The organism is Paucilactobacillus nenjiangensis (genome assembly GCF_005405445.1).
Classification (GTDB): Bacteria; Bacillota; Bacilli; order Lactobacillales; family Lactobacillaceae; genus Paucilactobacillus; species Paucilactobacillus nenjiangensis.
On sequence record NZ_BJEB01000010.1, the window covers coordinates 1 to 17,446 of the forward strand.

Below are 17,446 nucleotides of genomic sequence, written 5' to 3' on the forward strand. Positions count from 1 at the left end.
CTTGAAGATGAGTATCAAACTCAAATTCAAAATTTAGTCGTGGCATAGGACAAAAAAGTCTCTATTTAAATTGTCTACTTTATTGACAGGGGACCAGTTCTATGTTTGCATTACTAATGGTTAATCGAAATTGGGAATCTTCGCTTCATATTCTCTAATTTTATCTTCGTATTGCATTGTAATCGCAATATCATCTAGGCCATTAATAAACTTGTTCTTCCAAAGTGGATCAATATCAAATTTAAAGTGATCATCACGATATCTAACTTCTTGATTGGGTAAATCCACCACGACTTCTTCATCTGCTCCGGCTTTAGCCAAAATATCACGTTGCTCTTTAGGTAGCACAATCGCTAGCAAGCCGTTTTTAGTACTATTCATATAGAAGATATCTGAATATCCTCCGGCAATCACAACTCGGAACCCATAATCTTTCAGTGCCCACACTGCGTGTTCACGAGATGATCCACAACCAAAGTTTTCTCCCGTAATTAAAATTCGAGCATCCTTCCGTTCATCATGATTCAAGATAAAATCTGGATTGGGCTTATTAGGTGCCAAATAACGCCAATCATAAAATAGATTTTTACCAAAACCAACTTTTAAAATATTTTTCAAAAATTGCTTAGGAATGAGTTGATCTGTATCAATATTATCGTTCATCAATGGAACGCTTTTATTTGTAACGATTGTAATAGGTTCCATTAGGCAGTTTCCTTTCTGATATCAATGAAATGTCCATTAATTGCGGCGGCAGCCACCATTGCTGGACTAGCTAAATGTGTCCGCGAACCAGCACCTTGCCGTCCTTCAAAATTACGATTTGAGGTTGACGCACAATGTACCCCTGCAGGTACTTGGTCTGGATTCATCCCCAGGCAAGCGGAACAGCCTGGGTCACGCCAATCACAACCTGCGTCCTTAAAAATTTTATCCAATCCAATTTTTTCAGCTTCTTCTTTAATTGTCCTAGATCCTGGCACAACTAAGGCCGTAACGCCTTCAGCAATATGATGACCCTTCAAGGCCTCAGCCGCGATTTTCATATCTGACAAACGACCATTCGTACATGAACCAAAGAAGGCAAATTCAATCTTAATATCGCTCGGTTTATCGCCTGGTGTCATCCCGACATAATCATAAGCTTTTTGATCGTCATCATTATTGATTGCTGGAAACTGGCCATCAACTGGAACGGCCATCCCAGGATTAGTTCCCCAAGTAATATATGGCGCAAGTTGCGTAACATCAAAATCAATAATTCGATCAAAGGCTTCCGGTGAGTCAGTGTAAAATTGACTCCAATATTCGGTTGCCTTGTCCATATTTTTAGGAGCGTACTTGCGGCCTGCCACATAATCAAAAGTCGTTTGATCAGGTTGGACGTTACCCATTTTGGCACCACCTTCAATGGCCATATTACAAAGCGTCATCCGTTCTTCCATACTCATATTTTCGATGGTATCACCGTAAAATTCAACGGCTTGGCCGGTTCCAAATGCCACACCTTCACGAGCAATAATACCCATGATAATGTCTTTAGCGTAAACACCCTTGGGCATTTTGCCATGGACGTGAATCCCAGTAGTCTTCGGTTTAGTTTGCCAAATAGTTTGAGTCGCCATCACGTGTTCTACTTCACTTGTTCCAATTCCAAATGCAATTGATCCAAACGCTCCGTGGGTGGCAGTATGTGAATCGCCACAAACAATTACCATCCCCGGTTGGGTCAGTCCTAATTGTGGCCCAATTACGTGGACAATTCCTTGGTCAACATCCCCCATGCCGGCCAAGCGAACACCAAATTCTTTTGCATTGTGTCCTAAAGTATCAATTTGTTTCCGGGCAATTTGGTCTTTAATATTAAATATGTCCTTGGTTGGCACATTATGATCCATCGTGGCAAATGTTTTATCGGTACGTCTCACTTGCCGGTTATTTTCACGCAGCCCCTCAAAAGCCTGTGGAGATGTAACTTCATGGACGAGTTGTAAATCAACGTAAATTAATTGAGGTGCTCCCGTTTCCCCAGTAATCACGTGTCGATCCCAAATTTTATCAAACATTGTCCGTTGCATAACTGTTCCTTCTTTCGTTAATTGCATCAATAATTGTTGCGGTAACCTCATAGGTTGTGGCGGTGCCGCCTAAATCTGGTGTAACGATTCCACGTTCTACTGCCACATCAATCCCGGTCATAATTTGATCTGCTAAATCTTGGCGGTCAAATGAATTGGCTAACATCATTGCCACTGATTTAACCATTGAAAATGGATTCGCAATACCTTTCCCCGCGATATCTGGGGCTGAACCATGAATTGGTTCATAAAGAGCTGGTCCGTCAATTCCTTTACTCATTGATGGAATCGTCCCTAATGACCCGGTTGTTTGTGCGGCTTCATCACTTAAAATATCGCCAAACAGGTTTTCCGTTAAAATGACATCGAATTGTTCTGGTGAAGCAATAATTTTCATTGAAGCTGCATCAACATAACTTTGATCATAAGTCACATTTGGAAATTCTTGCGCAACTTCTGCCGTAATTTCACGCCAAAACTTGCTGGTATCCAACACGTTGGCTTTATCAACTAAGGTGACATGGTTACGACGCTTGCTTGCCATTTCAAAAGCTAAACGAGCAATTCGTTCAATTTCAGTTCGTGTATAGCGCATCGTATCTAAGGCATATTCGTCATGTTTTTCGCGAGGTGTGCCAAAGTAAATTCCACTCGTCAATTCGCGCACAATCACGAAATCAACTGGCTTTTCTTGTTTCAATGGAGAAAACTTCATCATGGCCGGCGTGATTTTAGTGGGCCGAATATTAGCAAATAGGTTTAATTCTTGCCGAATCTGTAGCAGTCCTTGTTCTGGTCGACGTGGTGCTTTATCCCACTTAGGGCCACCAATTGCGGCTAATAAAATTGCATCAGCATTCTTGCTGGCATCAATTGTTTCCTGAGGTAATGGATCACCAGTTTTGTCGATAGCATCCCCACCAAAAGGCATATCTGTAATTTGATAGTCAAAATTTTGATTTTTTGCGACCGTGGCTAACACTTTTTGTCCTGCAGCCATGATTTCCGGTCCGATATAGTCACCAGCTAATGCGGTGATTTGCGCGATTTGATTTTTCATTGATTAGGCAACCTCACTGACATTTTTCATAATTTTGTGTAAATCTGCTTCATGAACAATTGGTTGTTCATCTGCAATAGCTTTAAAGGCTGGGAAGATGTGTTTCATTTGCGCTTTATCAACGTGATATCCCATTTCGTTTAGTTTAACCATCACGGCATGTGAACCTGAAAGTTTCCCTAGAGGAAGTGAAGTTCCTTTGGCGCCCACTGATTCGGGGGTTAAAATTTCGTATGTATTAGGATTTTTCAACATTCCATCTTGATGGATTCCGGATTCGTGAGCAAACGCATTATCACCGACGACTGCTTTGTTACGAGGAACCGCCATTTTGGCATATGAACTAATCATATCGCTGGTTTCCTTAGTTTCTTTCAAATTGATATTGTCGGTTGTGTCATAGAAATCATGACGAACCATCAAGGCAGCCGCTACTTCTTCAAGAGCAGCATTGCCGGCCCGTTCCCCAATACCATTGATAGTTCCTTCAATCCGAGTAGCGCCTGCTTCGATTGCTGCCAAGCTATTCGCTACCGCCATCCCTAGGTCGTCATGACAATGAACGGAGAAAGTTACATCATTAAAGTTGGGAATATGTACTTGCATATATTCAAATAATTTGGTGAATTCAACTGGGTTCGTATAACCCACAGTGTCGGGAATGTTGATGACCGTTGCACCCGCATCGATAGCGGTATTAATAGCTTCACATAAGAAGTCATATTCGGTCCGTGTAGCATCTTCTGATGAAAATTCGACGATGTCAAAGAATTGATGGGCATAAGAAACATTTTCATAAATCGAATCGATGACTTGTTCCTTCGTCATATGTAGTTTAGATTCACGGTGCACAGGGCTCGTTGCGATGAACACATGAATTTGATTATGTTTGGCTTGTGAAGTTGAAGCCACGCAAGCATCGATATCACTTTTTTTAGCTCTAGCCAAGCCCGTCACTCGAGTCGTCGTCAATGCATTAGCTACGGCTGAGACGGCATCAAAATCACCTTGTGAGGCAGCGGGAAAACCAGCTTCAATTACATCGATGCCCCAAGCTTCCAAGCGCTTGGCAATTGCGACCTTTTGCTCAATACTAAAATTAACCCCGATTGTTTGTTCACCGTCACGCAATGTTGTATCAAAAAATTGAATTTGTTTTGTCATAATGATCATCCTCCGTAAGATATATTTTTGGTTGAGCAAGAAATAAAAAAGAGCACTCCAGGAATGGAGTGCTCTTGCTCGAGCCCCATTCCATAACGCAAACAGGACTCGACAATTTATCTGTCAGAGTCCGTCAGCATAATAATAAGGCTAGAAGAGAGGTACTGTTGTTGCTGGTATGATTAATTGCTTGATTTGATTTAGTCATGCTGTGTACCTCCCTGTTTATTTGATGTAATTAATATAAATCCGATTATTAAAAATTGCAAGGACTTTTATTAAAAAATTCTCATTTTTGTTCAATACGTCACATTAATTGTTAGCTTTGCATTACGACTAACTCCATTAATACCAAGGATTTAGCTGATGAACTTACCGACAAAAATTGGATTAAAACATTTCTCTCACAGCTGAAATAATTTCTGATGGCGAGTTAACAATCATGGTGGCACCGTTCACTTCGCCAAAACCATAAGTCACCCCGATCGTTTTAACACCATTATTTTGGCCACCATTAATATCATTCATCGTATCACCGATTAAAACACTATCGGATTTAGTCGACCCTGTCATCTCCATCGCGTGCTTTAAAATTTCTGTTTTAGCGGGAAACTCGTCCGTGGCTCCGTAGATACCGTCAAAATATTGAGCTAAATTGAAATGTTCTAAGATTTCTGTGAGGACATCCACAGGCTTGGCCGAGGCAGTATATAACTTATTGCCCATCGTTTTCAATTCTTGCAGTGTACTTTCTAACTCGTCAAAAATTCTCAAATCAAATTTACCAACGGTGACATATCTTTCGTGATATACCTGGACAGCCTCTTGAACTTGATCATCATTTAATTCTGGATAATGTAAATTCACACTGTCGTAAATGGGAGGACCAATAAAAGTGCGATACTCCGACTCAGTCAGTTCCTTCATTTCCAATTCGGAAACCGCATATTTGAGGCTATTCACAATCCCTGGTTCTGAATCAGCAATTGTCCCATCAAAATCAAAAAATAAATTTGCCATACATTCTCTCCTGTAGTTTAGATTTATCGTTCGTCCTTTTCATTTTACGATATAATTGAGTCAGATAGTACTGTTAGGAGAAATTAATGCTTAAAGAAATCAATCGTGATCAACAATCACTCAGTAAAAAATCAAAACCAGCGACAGTTGCTGATAAACAACTCATCACCGATTTAGCCGATACCTTGCAACATCATAGCCAAACGACCGTCGGCATGGCAGCTAATATGATTGGCGAATTCAAACGGATTATTATTGTACAGCTGGGGATGATTGCTGTCCCCATGATCAATCCAGTCATCCTTCGTAAAAAAGGACCTTATCAAACTCAAGAAGGTTGTCTTTCATTAGAAGGCGAACGACCCACACAACGATTTGAAGATATTACAGTCCAATACCTGGACCGCAACTTCCATCCGCAACAAAGTGATTTTTCTGACTTTACAGCTCAAATTATTCAACACGAAATTGACCATTGTAACGGCATCATTATTTAACTGAATAATAAATGAAAAACCTGACGCTTAATTGCAGTCAGGTTTTTAAAATACTAATCGTTATGCTTAATAACTCGTGCTGGATTGCCTGCCGCAACCGTATTGCTAGGAATATCTTTAGTAACGACACTTCCGGCTCCAATCACAACATTATCACCGATGGTTACGTTAGGTAAAACAATGACAGATCCGCCAAACCAGCAGTCATCCCCAATCGTAATTGGTCCATCATACTGCCATCCTTGGCGTCTTAATTCTTTATTAGATGGATGATGATTCGGAGTATACAGTTGACAGTTAGGACCGATAAAACAATGTGCACCAATCGTAACTTTGCCAGCACTCAAAATTTGTAAGTTTGCATTGATAAAAGTTTCTTCGCCGACAAACAGCTTGGCTGGATGTTCAATTGAAGTTAACGGAAAGTAGATATCCGCAGATTGACTGGCATTTGGCAAGAAATCACGTAACATGAGAGTTGCTTTATCCAAATCAGTTTTTGCCACATCATTAATTTGTTGCACTACCTGAGCACTGTGTTTAACAATTGCTTGAATTTCTGGCTCTTGCGAGTACTTATACCAATCTCCATCAGCGACTTTGTCAAAAATATTTTTCTTAGCTAAGGCTTCAATATCAGGATCTTGTAATTTTTTAGACATTCATTTATCCTCTTACATAATTAAATTTAATGATTCCATGTTATCACAAAAATAACCACTAACTTCAGTTCAAACTGAAATTAGTGGTTATTTTTGTCGTACGCGATTGCTCCCGTGGAGAGTCGCACACTGTTTTAATCATGCTCATCTCCACAACAATCTTATCTAACTAATTAACCGCCCAATCCATAAATCAGATTAGCCGGTTAATTTTGTTAGTACGCGATTGCTCCCGTGGAGAGTCGCACACTGTTATTAGTGAATACCCAATTCAATTCGGGCTTCACGAGACATTTTTTCAATTGACCAAGCGGGTTCCCAAACTAGGTTGATTTTAACTTCATTAACTTCGTCGAATCCACTGACTTCTTGTTCGATCGCATCATTTAAGTAATCTGATAAAGGACAACCTGCAATTGTTAACGTCATTGTGACCGTGCAAACTCCAGTTGTTTCATCCATGTCGACTCCATAAATGAGTCCAAGATTCACAATATCAATCCCAAGTTCAGGATCAATCACATTTTCTAATGCCCCTAAGACACGTTCGTTGAATGCTACTTGATTTGCCATGGTTGGCCTCCTAATTGTATTTCGTCTAATTATAGCATGATTTTGGTGGCGTGCTCCTATACTCAGCCATCTATTGTATAAACCAAAATATTTATTTACAAACTACGTAAATACAATATTCCGTCTTATACTACGATGCCTACCGAGTATCGTCGCACTTCTTTAACCTATACTTCCTTCCATTTCAAAACTAATCAAACGATTTAGTTCGACAGCGTATTCCATTGGAAGTTCTTTGGTAAAAGGTTCAACGAAACTCATGATAATCATTTCGGTCGCTTTTGCTTCACTGATTCCGCGACTCATTAAATAATAGAGTTGTTCTTCAGAAATTTTTGAGACTTTAGCTTCATGTTCCATCGAAACATTGCTATTCAAAATTTCATTATATGGAATCGTATCACTAGAAGATTCATCATCCATAATGATTGTGTCACATTCTACGTGAGCAAAGGAGCCATCAGAATGACGACCAAACCGAATTTTCCCACGATAATCGACCGCCCCACCATCTTTAGCAATGGACTTAGAAACAATCGATGAAGACGTATTTTTAGCATTGTGAATCATTTGGGCACCAGTGTCGGCATCAATATTTTTACCGGCAACGGCAATCGACAGCATCGTCCCACGAGCACCTTCACCATTCAGATAAACTGACGGATATTTCATCGTGATTTTAGAACCTAAATTACCATCGACCCATTCCATAACACCGTTTTCTAAGGCTTGCGCACGCTTAGTTTCCAAACTGTAGACATTGTTTGACCAGTTTTGAATCGTCGTATAGCGACAATATGCATCTTTGAGCACGTTGACTTCAACAACGGCCGCATGCAAACTGTCTGAGTCATAAGAAGGTGCAGTACAGCCTTCCACATACTCCACATGGGCCCCTTCATCCACAATAATCAAAGTTCGTTCAAATTGACCTGTATTTTCATTATTCAATCGGAAATAGGATTGGATTGGCGTCGTTAACGTGACTCCTTTAGGTACGTAAATGAAACTCCCACCTGACCAAACAGCACTATTGAGGGCAGCAAATTTATTATTAGTCGGTTTGACTAATTTACCGAACCATTCTTTAAATAGTTCAGGATATTCTTTCAAGGCGGTATCTGTGTCGGTAAACACGATGCCGAGCTTTTCAAAGTCTTCACGCATGTTATGGTAAACCACTTCGGATTCATACTGGGCCGAAGAACCTGCCAAATACTTACGTTCAGCTTCTGGTACCCCCAGTCGATCAAACGTGTCTTTAATTTCTTCCGGCACATCATTCCAGTCGCGGTATTTTTTATCCGTCACCTTTTGATAATAATTCATGTGATCTAAATCTAAACCACTGAGGTCTGGACCAAATTCTGGATCTTCCATTTTTAAATATGCATGGTAGGCAGACAAACGATATTCCAGCATCCATTCAGGTTCTTCTTTTTCCGCTGAAATTTGACGGACAACATCTTCCGTTAATCCACGGCCAGTGGTAAACACCGGCTTAACATCATCGTGGAAGCCGAATTCATATTCTTTATCATCTAAGACATCATTAATATCAGTCATTTTTTTCGACCTCCCTTTTTTCAAGTAATTCATCTAAGGCATGCCAAGGCAGTGCAGCACATTTTATGCGTGCTGGAAATTGGGCAACTGTACCTAAAATTGCGGCATCTCCAAGTTCTTCATCTGCTTGATCAGAAATTTCGTCACCAATCGTCAGTTTCGAAAAATCAGTAATTAATTCGCGAGCTCGTTTCACTGATTGACCAATCAAAGCGACCGTCATCATGCTGGCAGAAGCTTGAGAAATTGTACAACCAACGCCGTCGAATGATAAATCGATAATTTTGTCGTCCTCAATTTGCGCTTGCACGTCAATGACATCCCCACAAGTCGGGTTCCGTAACTCTAAGTGAGCAGTCGCATCAGGTAATTGACCGTGATGTCGTGGGTGTTGAGAATGATCCAACACAGTTTCTTTATATAATAAATTTAATTTAGATAGTCCCATTAGCGAAGAACTCCTTCACCGCTTGAATTGAATTCACCAAACGGTCTGCATCTTCTTTAGTATTGTAGAAATAAAAACTGGCGCGGGCGGTAGCGGCAACATCCAAATATTCCATTAATGGTTGTGCGCAGTGATGACCGGCACGAACGGCAATGCCTTCCATATCAAGGCCGGAAGCTACGTCATGGGGATGTAAATCATCCAGATTAAAGGCAAGCACACCAGTATGTTTAGCTGGATCATGTGGTCCATAAACCGTTAAGCCTTCAATGTCGAGCAATTTGGGAAGGGTATAGTTGACTAACTCTTGTTCGTACGCATGAATATTTTGCATGCCTAGATCATTCAAGTAATCAATCGCACTTCCCAGTGCAATTGCCCCACTAATGTTTGGTGTTCCCGCTTCAAACTTCCATGGTAATTCTTTCCATGAAGCATTTTGATGATGAACAAAATCAATCATCTCACCGCCGAATTGAACGGGGGGCATGGCTTCAAGTAACTCTTGTTTGCCATATAATACACCAATTCCAGTTGGAGCAAGCATTTTATGTCCTGACAGTGCATAGAAATCAACATCTAAATCTTGGACATCGACGGGTAGATGCGGTGTACTTTGCGCACCATCACCAATCATATAGGCACCATTGGCATGGGCCAATTTGGCTAATTCTTTAATTGGATTAACCACTCCCATCACGTTTGAAGCATGGGCAATTGAGACAATTTTAGTTTTAGGCGTGATTTGTTGGCGAGCGTGGTCCATATCTAATTCGCCATCAGCGGTCAAATCGATATATTTTAACACCGCATGTTTTTTAGCTGCAATTTGTTGCCAAGGCACCACGTTACTATGATGTTCCATTTGGGAAATGACAATTTCGTCACCCGCCTCGACAACCATATTCCCAAAACTTGAGGCAATCCAATTTAAGCTTTCAGTAGTTGAACGCGTATAAACAATTGTTTTACGTGAAGGCGCATTAATAAACGCGGCCACCTTGTCACGAGCAGCTTCAAAATCTGCCGTAGCTCGTTCAGCTAACGTATGTACACCACGATGAACGTTGGCGTTATCGTGTTCATAATAATTAATGATTGATTGTAAAACAGCTGCTGGCTTTTGCGTGGTTGCAGCATTATCAAGATAAACGAAAGGTTCGTCATTGACGATTTGGTCTAAGATCTTAAAATCTTTGCGTGTATTATTTAGTCCGTTGTCCATCAATAAGCTTCCTTTCAATCATATCTACCATTTGTTGACGCACATTTTCACTAGGAATTTCGCGTAAAATCACTCCCAAGAAGCCACGAATCACTAAACGTTGTGCAACTTCTTTAGGTAATCCTCGACTCATTAAATAGTAAAGTTGTTGTTGATTAATCCGGCCCACACTAGCTGCGTGCCCGGCAATAACATCATTTTCGTCAATCAACAAAATTGGGTTAGCATCCCCACGTGCTTCATCAGACAGCATCAAAATACGATTCTCTTGCTGTGCCTTGGCACCGTGAGCACCATGGATAATTTTTCCAATCCCATTAAAGACCAAGGTGGCTTTATCTAAAATCACCCCACGTTGCAAAATGTTACCTTCCGAATGTTTTCCTCGGTTGGTGACACGAGTATCAATTCCTTGAACTTGCTTACCAGTAGAAATGGCCACCGATTGTACTTCTGCGTGCGAACCGTTACCATTCAAATCACTATCAAAATCCGCCACAGTGTTTCCATGATTCAAAACGCCTAACGTCCAATCAATTTGTGCATCCCGACTTAAATTACCGCGGCGATTAAAGTAGCTATTCGTTTTTTCGCTCATTGAATCCAACGACGAAAAACGCACATGGCTACCTGGATTAGCAATCACTTCCACCGTGACGTGAGCTGGATTTTGTTCTTCACCAACCGTAAAAGTTCGTTGCAACAATTGAAAGCTACAATTTTCTTCTGCAATGACTAATGTATGGTTAACAAAGTTTTGTTTGCTGCGACTATCTTGGACTTGTAATAATTGAATTGGCGTTTTTAAATGCACATTTTTGGGTACATAAACCACCGCTCCACTACTAACTAACGCCGTATTAACCGCCGTCAATTGATCTTCATCTAATTGGATGGCTTTAGTCATAAAATAATCGCGTACCAGATCAGCGTGTTCATCTAACGCAGTTTGAAAATCAGTCACCACCACTCCTTGCGCAGTCATTTCATCAGGTAATTCACTTTTCAATGTTTGGTAACCGACACTGGCGAATTGATAATTAACTAATTCGTCTTGAACTTCAGTTGGAATTTCAGTTGTTTCAACTTCATTTTCAGCAAAATCAAACAAAGGCCAGCGATGAAAATCAACCTTATCAATGGTTGGTAACTCCAGTGTAGGAACCAAGTCTGCCGCTTTTTGTCGGAGAGCGTTAAACCATTCCGGTTCATTGTTAAATTGCGCGTTTTGCACAATTGTTTCATTTAATTGCAAAGTTTTTGAACGGATTGCCATACTTATTCATCTCCGTTTCTGCCAGCGACACCTTCGTCAACTAATTCAACATCTAAGCCAAATTCATCACGAAGTGCAGAATAACCTTCTGCTTCCAGCTTTTTAGCTAATGAAGCATCCCCAGTTTTAACAATGCGACCGCCCATCATAATGTGGACCTGGTCAGGCACAATATAGTCTAACAAGCGTTGATAATGAGTAATCATTAACGTGCCAAAATCTGGACTGGCCATTTCATTTACACCTTTAGCAACCACTTGTAAAGCATCAATATCAAGGCCTGAATCAATTTCGTCTAAGATTGCAAATTTAGGTTTAATCATCATCAATTGTAAAATTTCGTTCCGTTTTTTTTCACCGCCAGAAAAGCCTTCGTTTAAGTACCGTTCTGACATTTCTTCAGACATGTTTAATGTTTCCAGATTTTTATCTAATTCTTTTAAGAACGCACGAACTGAAATTGGATCATCATCACCGCGGCGCGCATTGACTGCGGCACGCATGAATTCAGCATTGGTGATTCCTTTGATTTCAGCAGGATATTGCATTGCTAAAAATAACCCTGCACGAGCCCGCGTATCGACTGTATCGCTTAAGATACTTTTACCATCTAGTAAAACATCGCCTTGAGTCACCTCGTAGGCTGGATTACCCATGATAGTTTCGGAGAGTGTCGATTTACCCGTTCCGTTAGGTCCCATAATGGCATGGGTTTCCCCAGTATTGACCGTTAAATTAACCCCTGTCAAAATTTCTCGGGTGGTTTTTTCTTCTTCATCATGAATTGCAACGTGCAGATCTTTAACTTCTAATGTTGACATATGAACGTCAACCTCCTCTATGTTAGTAAATTGCCAGTCTGTGCATATGAATATGTAATGAACGCATATATATTAACCACCATAATTTTCGACTGCCCTCGAGAAATGCCTGACAATATTAAGAATTAAAATTGGATTAAATTATAACCCATGTTTCACAAATTTACCAACTAATCTTAACCGATAAATTGGATAGTTTCAACCGGGATTATAAATAGCGCTAGTTCGTTGATATCCTTGACTTTCTTGGCCTTATTTTTCTACTTTAGAATGGTTCTAAACTGTTTATAATTCACCCGTGTGTACCATCACTATGTGAAGTTGTTTGTGCATAGTAACCAAGTGCATTGACATTTTTTATAAAATCTAACATTGCTTTGTAATATAAATTAAAATAAGATGAGATATTAATAATGATAAATTGACTTTTATTAGCCGTTATTTTTATAAAGTTATGTAGTGCTTGAGTTACACGCACTTTGATAGATTAAAATTCAGAGTGATTTCTGAACTATAAAAAAAAGGATGTAGGTGATTAAATGAGTTCACAAATGCCCACTGGAAAATTAATGTACTCCCCTGAATTCGAAAAGGATGCATGTGGGATGGGTTTTATCACGCAAGTTGATGGCATTGCTAGTCATGATTTAGTTGAAAAAGCTCTCACTATGTTGCAACGCATGAATCATCGTGGTGGAACAGGCGCTGAACCAGATACTGGTGATGGGGCCGGTATTTTAATGGCCATGCCAGATAAATTTTTCCGAGAATATATGCAAGACAATGACTTCGCTTTACCTAAAGCAGGTAATTATGCAGTGGCTCAATTATTTTTACCACATGACCGCGCTGAAAAAGAAGCCATGTTGAAGGTAATTGTCGACGAAATCAGCAATGCTGGTTTCCCAGTTTTGGCCACTCGTGCCGTGCCTTTCATTTATGAAAGCTGTGGACCTGCTGCTCAAAAATCCATGCCAGGTTTTACACAAATTATTATTAAACGACCCTTTGACGTCAAAGCTGGTCGTCCATTTGAAGACAGTTTATATAGTCTCAGACGTCAATTAGAGAAAACATTTGGTCACCAATCTTTTTCAATTTGCTCCCTATCGAGTCAAACTATCGTCTACAAGGGAATGTTACACGCATATCAAGTTGGTTTATTTTATGCTGACTTACATCGTGAAAGTATGCAAAGTGCCATTTGCCTGATTCATTCACGCTTTTCCACTAATACCTTTCCTAGTTGGGAACGGGCTCAACCATTTCGCTTTTTAGCCCATAATGGCGAAATTAATACTCTTAAGGGTGCGGAAAACTGGATGACGAGTCATGGCATTGAAATTTACGATGAAGACGATTCTGATTCTGCCAAGCTCGAAAACTGTATGGAATACTTATATCGACATGGTCGGTCAATTCCACAATCCCTCATGATGATGGTCCCCGAGGCTTGGGGTGAAGATGCAGACTTATCTGATCAACAGCGTGCCTTTGACGAATATAATTCCAGTTTTATGGCTCCATGGGATGGCCCAGCTGCACTTTGTTTTACTGATGGTATCCAAGTTGGTGCGTTTCTTGATCGTAATGGGTTGCGTCCTTCTCGGTTTACATTGACTAAAGATAACGTGTTAGTAGTAGGTTCAGAATCCGGGATTGTCGATATCGATCCTGCTGATGTCGTCGAACGAGGAATTTTGAAACCTGCTGAAATGCTGCTCGTTGATACCAGTAACGGGACCATCACTAAATCTGATGAGTTGCGGGACCGTTATGCTGATTCTCATCCTTATCAACAATGGTTGGCCGTCAATCGTCAAACCTTGAGTGAATTACCTGAAATTAAAACTGATGTCAGAATCAATGGTGATAATTTACAAAAGTTATGGCGTCGAAATGGCTATACTCATGAAGTGATTGAAACCGCGTTAGTCCCCATGGCCAAAAATGGCGGTGAACCGGTCATTGCCATGGGTTTTGACTCACCATTAGCCGTCTTAAGTCACAAAGCGCAATCTTTATTTACCTATTTTAAGCAATCATTTGCACAAGTTACTAACCCACCAATTGATCCCTTACACGAAAAAGTGGTCATTGACACGACCTTATTTTTAGGCCGGGATGACAATATTACGCAAGATATCGCTGGTAACTGCGCTAAATTAAAAATTGCTAGCCCCATCCTCAGCGATAAAGATTTTGCTAAATTGGCCGTAATGGCGGTGCCAACGTTGAAAGCTGAAACAGTCTCCATTGTCTATGATTTGGACGACACCCCTAATCGGCTCGGACACGCCTTAGAAAATGTCTTTAAGCAAGCTGAAAATGCCATCGATGATGGTGCTTCAATTATCATTCTCAGTGATCGTAATCCACAACAAGGACAAATGGCGATTCCAATTTTATTAGCTGTTGCAGGCTTGCATAATTACCTCGTCAGTCAAGGTAAAGGAACCTCGGCTTCAATCGTAGCTGATACGGCTGAAGCCTGTGAGATTCATCATTTTGCCTGCTTAGTCGGTTACGGAGCTGCCGCCATTCACCCATATGGTGCCTTCGCGACACTAGCGGAACGTGGATTAGCGGCCGACTTAGATAGCTTTTGTAAAGCAGCTACTAAGGGAATTGTCAAAATTATGAGCCGGATGGGAATTTCAACCGTTGCTGGGTATCATGGTGCCCAACTATTTGAAGCAGTCGGTCTCGCTGACGACGTCGTTTCGCAATACTTCACTGGAACGCCAACTAGAATTGGTGGTATTTCATTAGAACAAATTGAAAATGAATACCATGAACGTTATGAACTGGCATATAGTAATCATGCCATTGACGATATTCCTTCTAGTGGTAGCTATCAGTACAAAGTTGACGGTGAACACCATCTTTACAATCCGACTTCCATTTATCAATTTCAAAAAGCTGTCCGAAGTGGCGATTATGAAGAATATAAAAAATATGCTAACCAAATGAATGACGATGCACTGGATAACCCCACTACCCTTCGTTCAATGTGGGAAATTCATGCTGGCAACAACGAACCAGTCGATATTAGCGAGATTGAACCGGTCAGTTCAATCGTTAAACGCTTTAAAACTGGGGCGATGAGTTTTGGCTCACTTTCGCAAGAAGCTCACGAAACAATCGCGATTGCTATGAACCGGATTGGTGCTAAAAGTAACACTGGTGAAGGTGGCGAAGATCGTCGCCGCTTTTCACCAGATGCCAATGGTGACAATCGAAATAGTAAAATCAAACAAGTTTCTACTGCCCGTTTTGGTGTAAATACCGAATATTTAATGAGTGCTGAAGAATTGCAAATCAAAATGGCCCAAGGTGCCAAGCCTGGTGAAGGTGGCCAGTTACCTGCTGGAAAGGCCTATCCATGGGTTGCCGATATTCGCGGTTCAATTGCCGGGGTGCAACTCATTTCCCCACCACCTCATCATGATATCTACTCAATCGAAGATTTAGCTCAACTCATTTACGATTTAAAGCAAGTCAATCCCTATGCAGCTATTAACGTCAAATTAGTTTCCTCAACTGGTGTTGGTACGATTGCAGCCGGAGTTGTCAAAGCGGGAGCGAATAAAGTCGTAATCGCAGGTTACGATGGCGGAACAGGTGCTGCTCCACGAAACTCAACCAGAGATAGTGGTTTACCTTGGGAAATGGGCTTAGCTGATGCCCACCAAACCTTGGCACTGAACCGTTTACGTCAACGAACTACCATTGAAGTTGATGGTAAATTGATGACTGGCCGCGATTTAGCAGTTGCCATTATGCTTGGTGGTGAAGAATTCAGTTTTGCCACGCTGACGATGGTGTCAATTGGCTGCATTATGATGCGCAAGTGTAATTTGAATACATGCCCAATAGGAATTGCCACCCAAAATCCAGAATTACGTAAATTGTATGCTGGAAAACCAGAACACGTAATTAATATGATGGAATTTTTAGCTCAAGACTTACGCGAACAAATGGCAGAATTAGGTTACCGTACCATTGATGAAATGGTGGGCCACGGCGAACATTTAACTCCTCGTTATGTCCCAGCTGGAAAAGCTAAGACCTTAAGTTACGATCGCATGATTGGTAAAACTATTACCATTGAACGTAAAGTCACCGATCCATTTAAAGCAAAATATGATTGGCCAGACTTGGATACTTTTGCGCAAACTAGTTTGGAAAATGGAAATCCAATTTCCGTCAACCTGCCTATTAATAACGTACAACGTACTGTTGGTGCCAGAATGGGTGGCTGGATTGCCACGAAATTTGGTAATGACGGTATAAAACCTGGTTTGCTGAAATTTAACTATACTGGCGTCGCCGGTCAAAGTTTTGGAGCATTTGCCACCCAAGGCTTGGAACTAAAATTAAATGGTGAAGCCAATGATTATGTCGGTAAAGGCTTATCTGGTGGACGTTTGATTGTTTCTGCACCAGAGACCGCTCGTCAAATTTACACGCAAACGCCAATTGTCGGCAACGTTGCCTGCTTTGGTGCTACAGCTGGCGAAGCATACTTTAACGGTCGTGCTGGAGAACGTTTCTGCGTTCGAAACTCTGGTGCGCATTTGGTTGCAGAAGGCGTCGGCAATAACGGTTGCGAATACATGACTGGTGGAGTTGCTGTCATTCTTGGTTCGACTGGCCGTAATTTTGCCGCTGGGATGTCTGGTGGTATCGCCTATGTTTATGACGTTGATCACAACTTCAAACATCAAGTTAACCCCGAATTAGTTGACTTGTTTAAATTAGATGAAGCTGGCGACGATAGCGTTTTGAAAGACTTGCTTGAAAAGCACTATTACTTTACCAGCTCTGAAGCTGCAAAAAATATTTTAGACAATTGGAAAACCGCTAAGAAAAACTTCGTCAAAGTCTATCCTCGCGATTACCACCGTATGCGTGACTTGATTTCCGAGTTCCGTGAAGCTGGTACCCCCGAAGATCAAGCAATTGAAAAAGCATTTTATAAAGCAACGGCACACTAAAACAGAGTGCTGAAAACCACGAATGCTTTTGAGGATTAACAAAGATTATCTAACGT

14 protein-coding genes are annotated in these 17,446 nt (G+C 40.9%); 2 read left to right on the forward strand and 12 right to left on the reverse strand.

Annotation, left to right across the window (positions count from 1 at the left end):
* Nucleotides 1-120: 120 nt before the first annotated feature.
* The 5 genes from leuD to FFM59_RS02505 form a co-directional block, all read right to left on the reverse strand.
* Entirely contained in the window at nucleotides 121-705 is a 585-nt protein-coding gene (gene leuD, locus FFM59_RS02485) for a 3-isopropylmalate dehydratase small subunit (RefSeq protein WP_137601488.1), read from the reverse strand.
* Nucleotides 705-2,078: a 3-isopropylmalate dehydratase large subunit gene (gene leuC / locus FFM59_RS02490; RefSeq protein ID WP_137601489.1), complete on the reverse strand. Its 1,374-nt coding sequence runs from the start codon at nucleotides 2,076-2,078 to the stop codon at nucleotides 705-707. The genes leuD and leuC overlap by 1 nt, the downstream gene beginning before the upstream one ends.
* Nucleotides 2,059-3,138: a 3-isopropylmalate dehydrogenase gene (gene leuB, locus FFM59_RS02495; RefSeq protein ID WP_137601490.1), complete on the reverse strand. Its 1,080-nt coding sequence runs from the start codon at nucleotides 3,136-3,138 to the stop codon at nucleotides 2,059-2,061. Before leuB ends, leuC begins: the two co-directional genes overlap by 20 nt.
* 3 nt (nucleotides 3,139-3,141) lie before the next feature.
* The gene (locus FFM59_RS02500; protein ID WP_137601491.1) at nucleotides 3,142-4,302 is read right to left on the reverse strand and encodes a 2-isopropylmalate synthase; all 1,161 of its coding nucleotides are present in this window, start codon (nucleotides 4,300-4,302) and stop codon (nucleotides 3,142-3,144) included.
* Between the two features lie 390 nt (nucleotides 4,303-4,692).
* Entirely contained in the window at nucleotides 4,693-5,322 is a 630-nt protein-coding gene (locus FFM59_RS02505) for an HAD hydrolase-like protein (RefSeq protein ID WP_137601492.1), read from the reverse strand.
* Nucleotides 5,323-5,408: 86 nt separating this feature from the next.
* Here FFM59_RS02505 and FFM59_RS02510 point away from each other — a divergent pair, with 86 nt between their 5' ends.
* On the forward strand, nucleotides 5,409-5,819 hold the full coding sequence (locus FFM59_RS02510) for a peptide deformylase (RefSeq protein ID WP_137601493.1): 411 nt from the start codon (nucleotides 5,409-5,411) through the stop codon (nucleotides 5,817-5,819).
* Nucleotides 5,820-5,872: 53 nt separating this feature from the next.
* On the opposite strand, the gene FFM59_RS02515 is transcribed toward FFM59_RS02510, so the two are convergent.
* From FFM59_RS02515 to sufC, 7 genes are all read right to left on the reverse strand, one after another.
* Nucleotides 5,873-6,481 (reverse strand): sugar O-acetyltransferase, encoded by a 609-nt coding sequence (locus FFM59_RS02515; RefSeq protein WP_137601494.1) that lies wholly within the window; start codon nucleotides 6,479-6,481, stop codon nucleotides 5,873-5,875.
* A 255-nt stretch (nucleotides 6,482-6,736) separates the two neighbouring features.
* Complete coding sequence (locus FFM59_RS02520) at nucleotides 6,737-7,054, reverse strand: metal-sulfur cluster assembly factor (protein WP_137601495.1); 318 nt, start codon at nucleotides 7,052-7,054, stop codon at nucleotides 6,737-6,739.
* Nucleotides 7,055-7,216: 162 nt separating this feature from the next.
* Nucleotides 7,217-8,620, reverse strand: a complete 1,404-nt coding sequence (gene sufB / locus FFM59_RS02525) for a Fe-S cluster assembly protein SufB (protein WP_137601496.1) — start codon at nucleotides 8,618-8,620, stop codon at nucleotides 7,217-7,219.
* Nucleotides 8,613-9,068, reverse strand: coding sequence for a Fe-S cluster assembly sulfur transfer protein SufU (gene sufU / locus FFM59_RS02530; protein WP_137601497.1), 456 nt, complete (start codon nucleotides 9,066-9,068; stop codon nucleotides 8,613-8,615). The genes sufB and sufU overlap by 8 nt, the downstream gene beginning before the upstream one ends.
* The gene (locus tag FFM59_RS02535) at nucleotides 9,055-10,293 is read right to left on the reverse strand and encodes a cysteine desulfurase (protein ID WP_137601498.1); all 1,239 of its coding nucleotides are present in this window, start codon (nucleotides 10,291-10,293) and stop codon (nucleotides 9,055-9,057) included. The genes sufU and FFM59_RS02535 overlap by 14 nt, the downstream gene beginning before the upstream one ends.
* Nucleotides 10,274-11,569, reverse strand: a complete 1,296-nt coding sequence (sufD, locus tag FFM59_RS02540) for a Fe-S cluster assembly protein SufD (RefSeq protein ID WP_137601499.1) — start codon at nucleotides 11,567-11,569, stop codon at nucleotides 10,274-10,276. Before sufD ends, FFM59_RS02535 begins: the two co-directional genes overlap by 20 nt.
* Before the next feature lie 2 nt (nucleotides 11,570-11,571).
* Nucleotides 11,572-12,390, reverse strand: coding sequence for a Fe-S cluster assembly ATPase SufC (gene sufC, locus FFM59_RS02545; RefSeq protein WP_137601500.1), 819 nt, complete (start codon nucleotides 12,388-12,390; stop codon nucleotides 11,572-11,574).
* A gap of 539 nt (nucleotides 12,391-12,929) precedes the next feature.
* Here sufC and gltB point away from each other — a divergent pair.
* On the forward strand, nucleotides 12,930-17,390 hold the full coding sequence (gene gltB / locus FFM59_RS02550; protein WP_137601501.1) for a glutamate synthase large subunit: 4,461 nt from the start codon (nucleotides 12,930-12,932) through the stop codon (nucleotides 17,388-17,390).
* Nucleotides 17,391-17,446 lie beyond the last annotated feature (56 nt).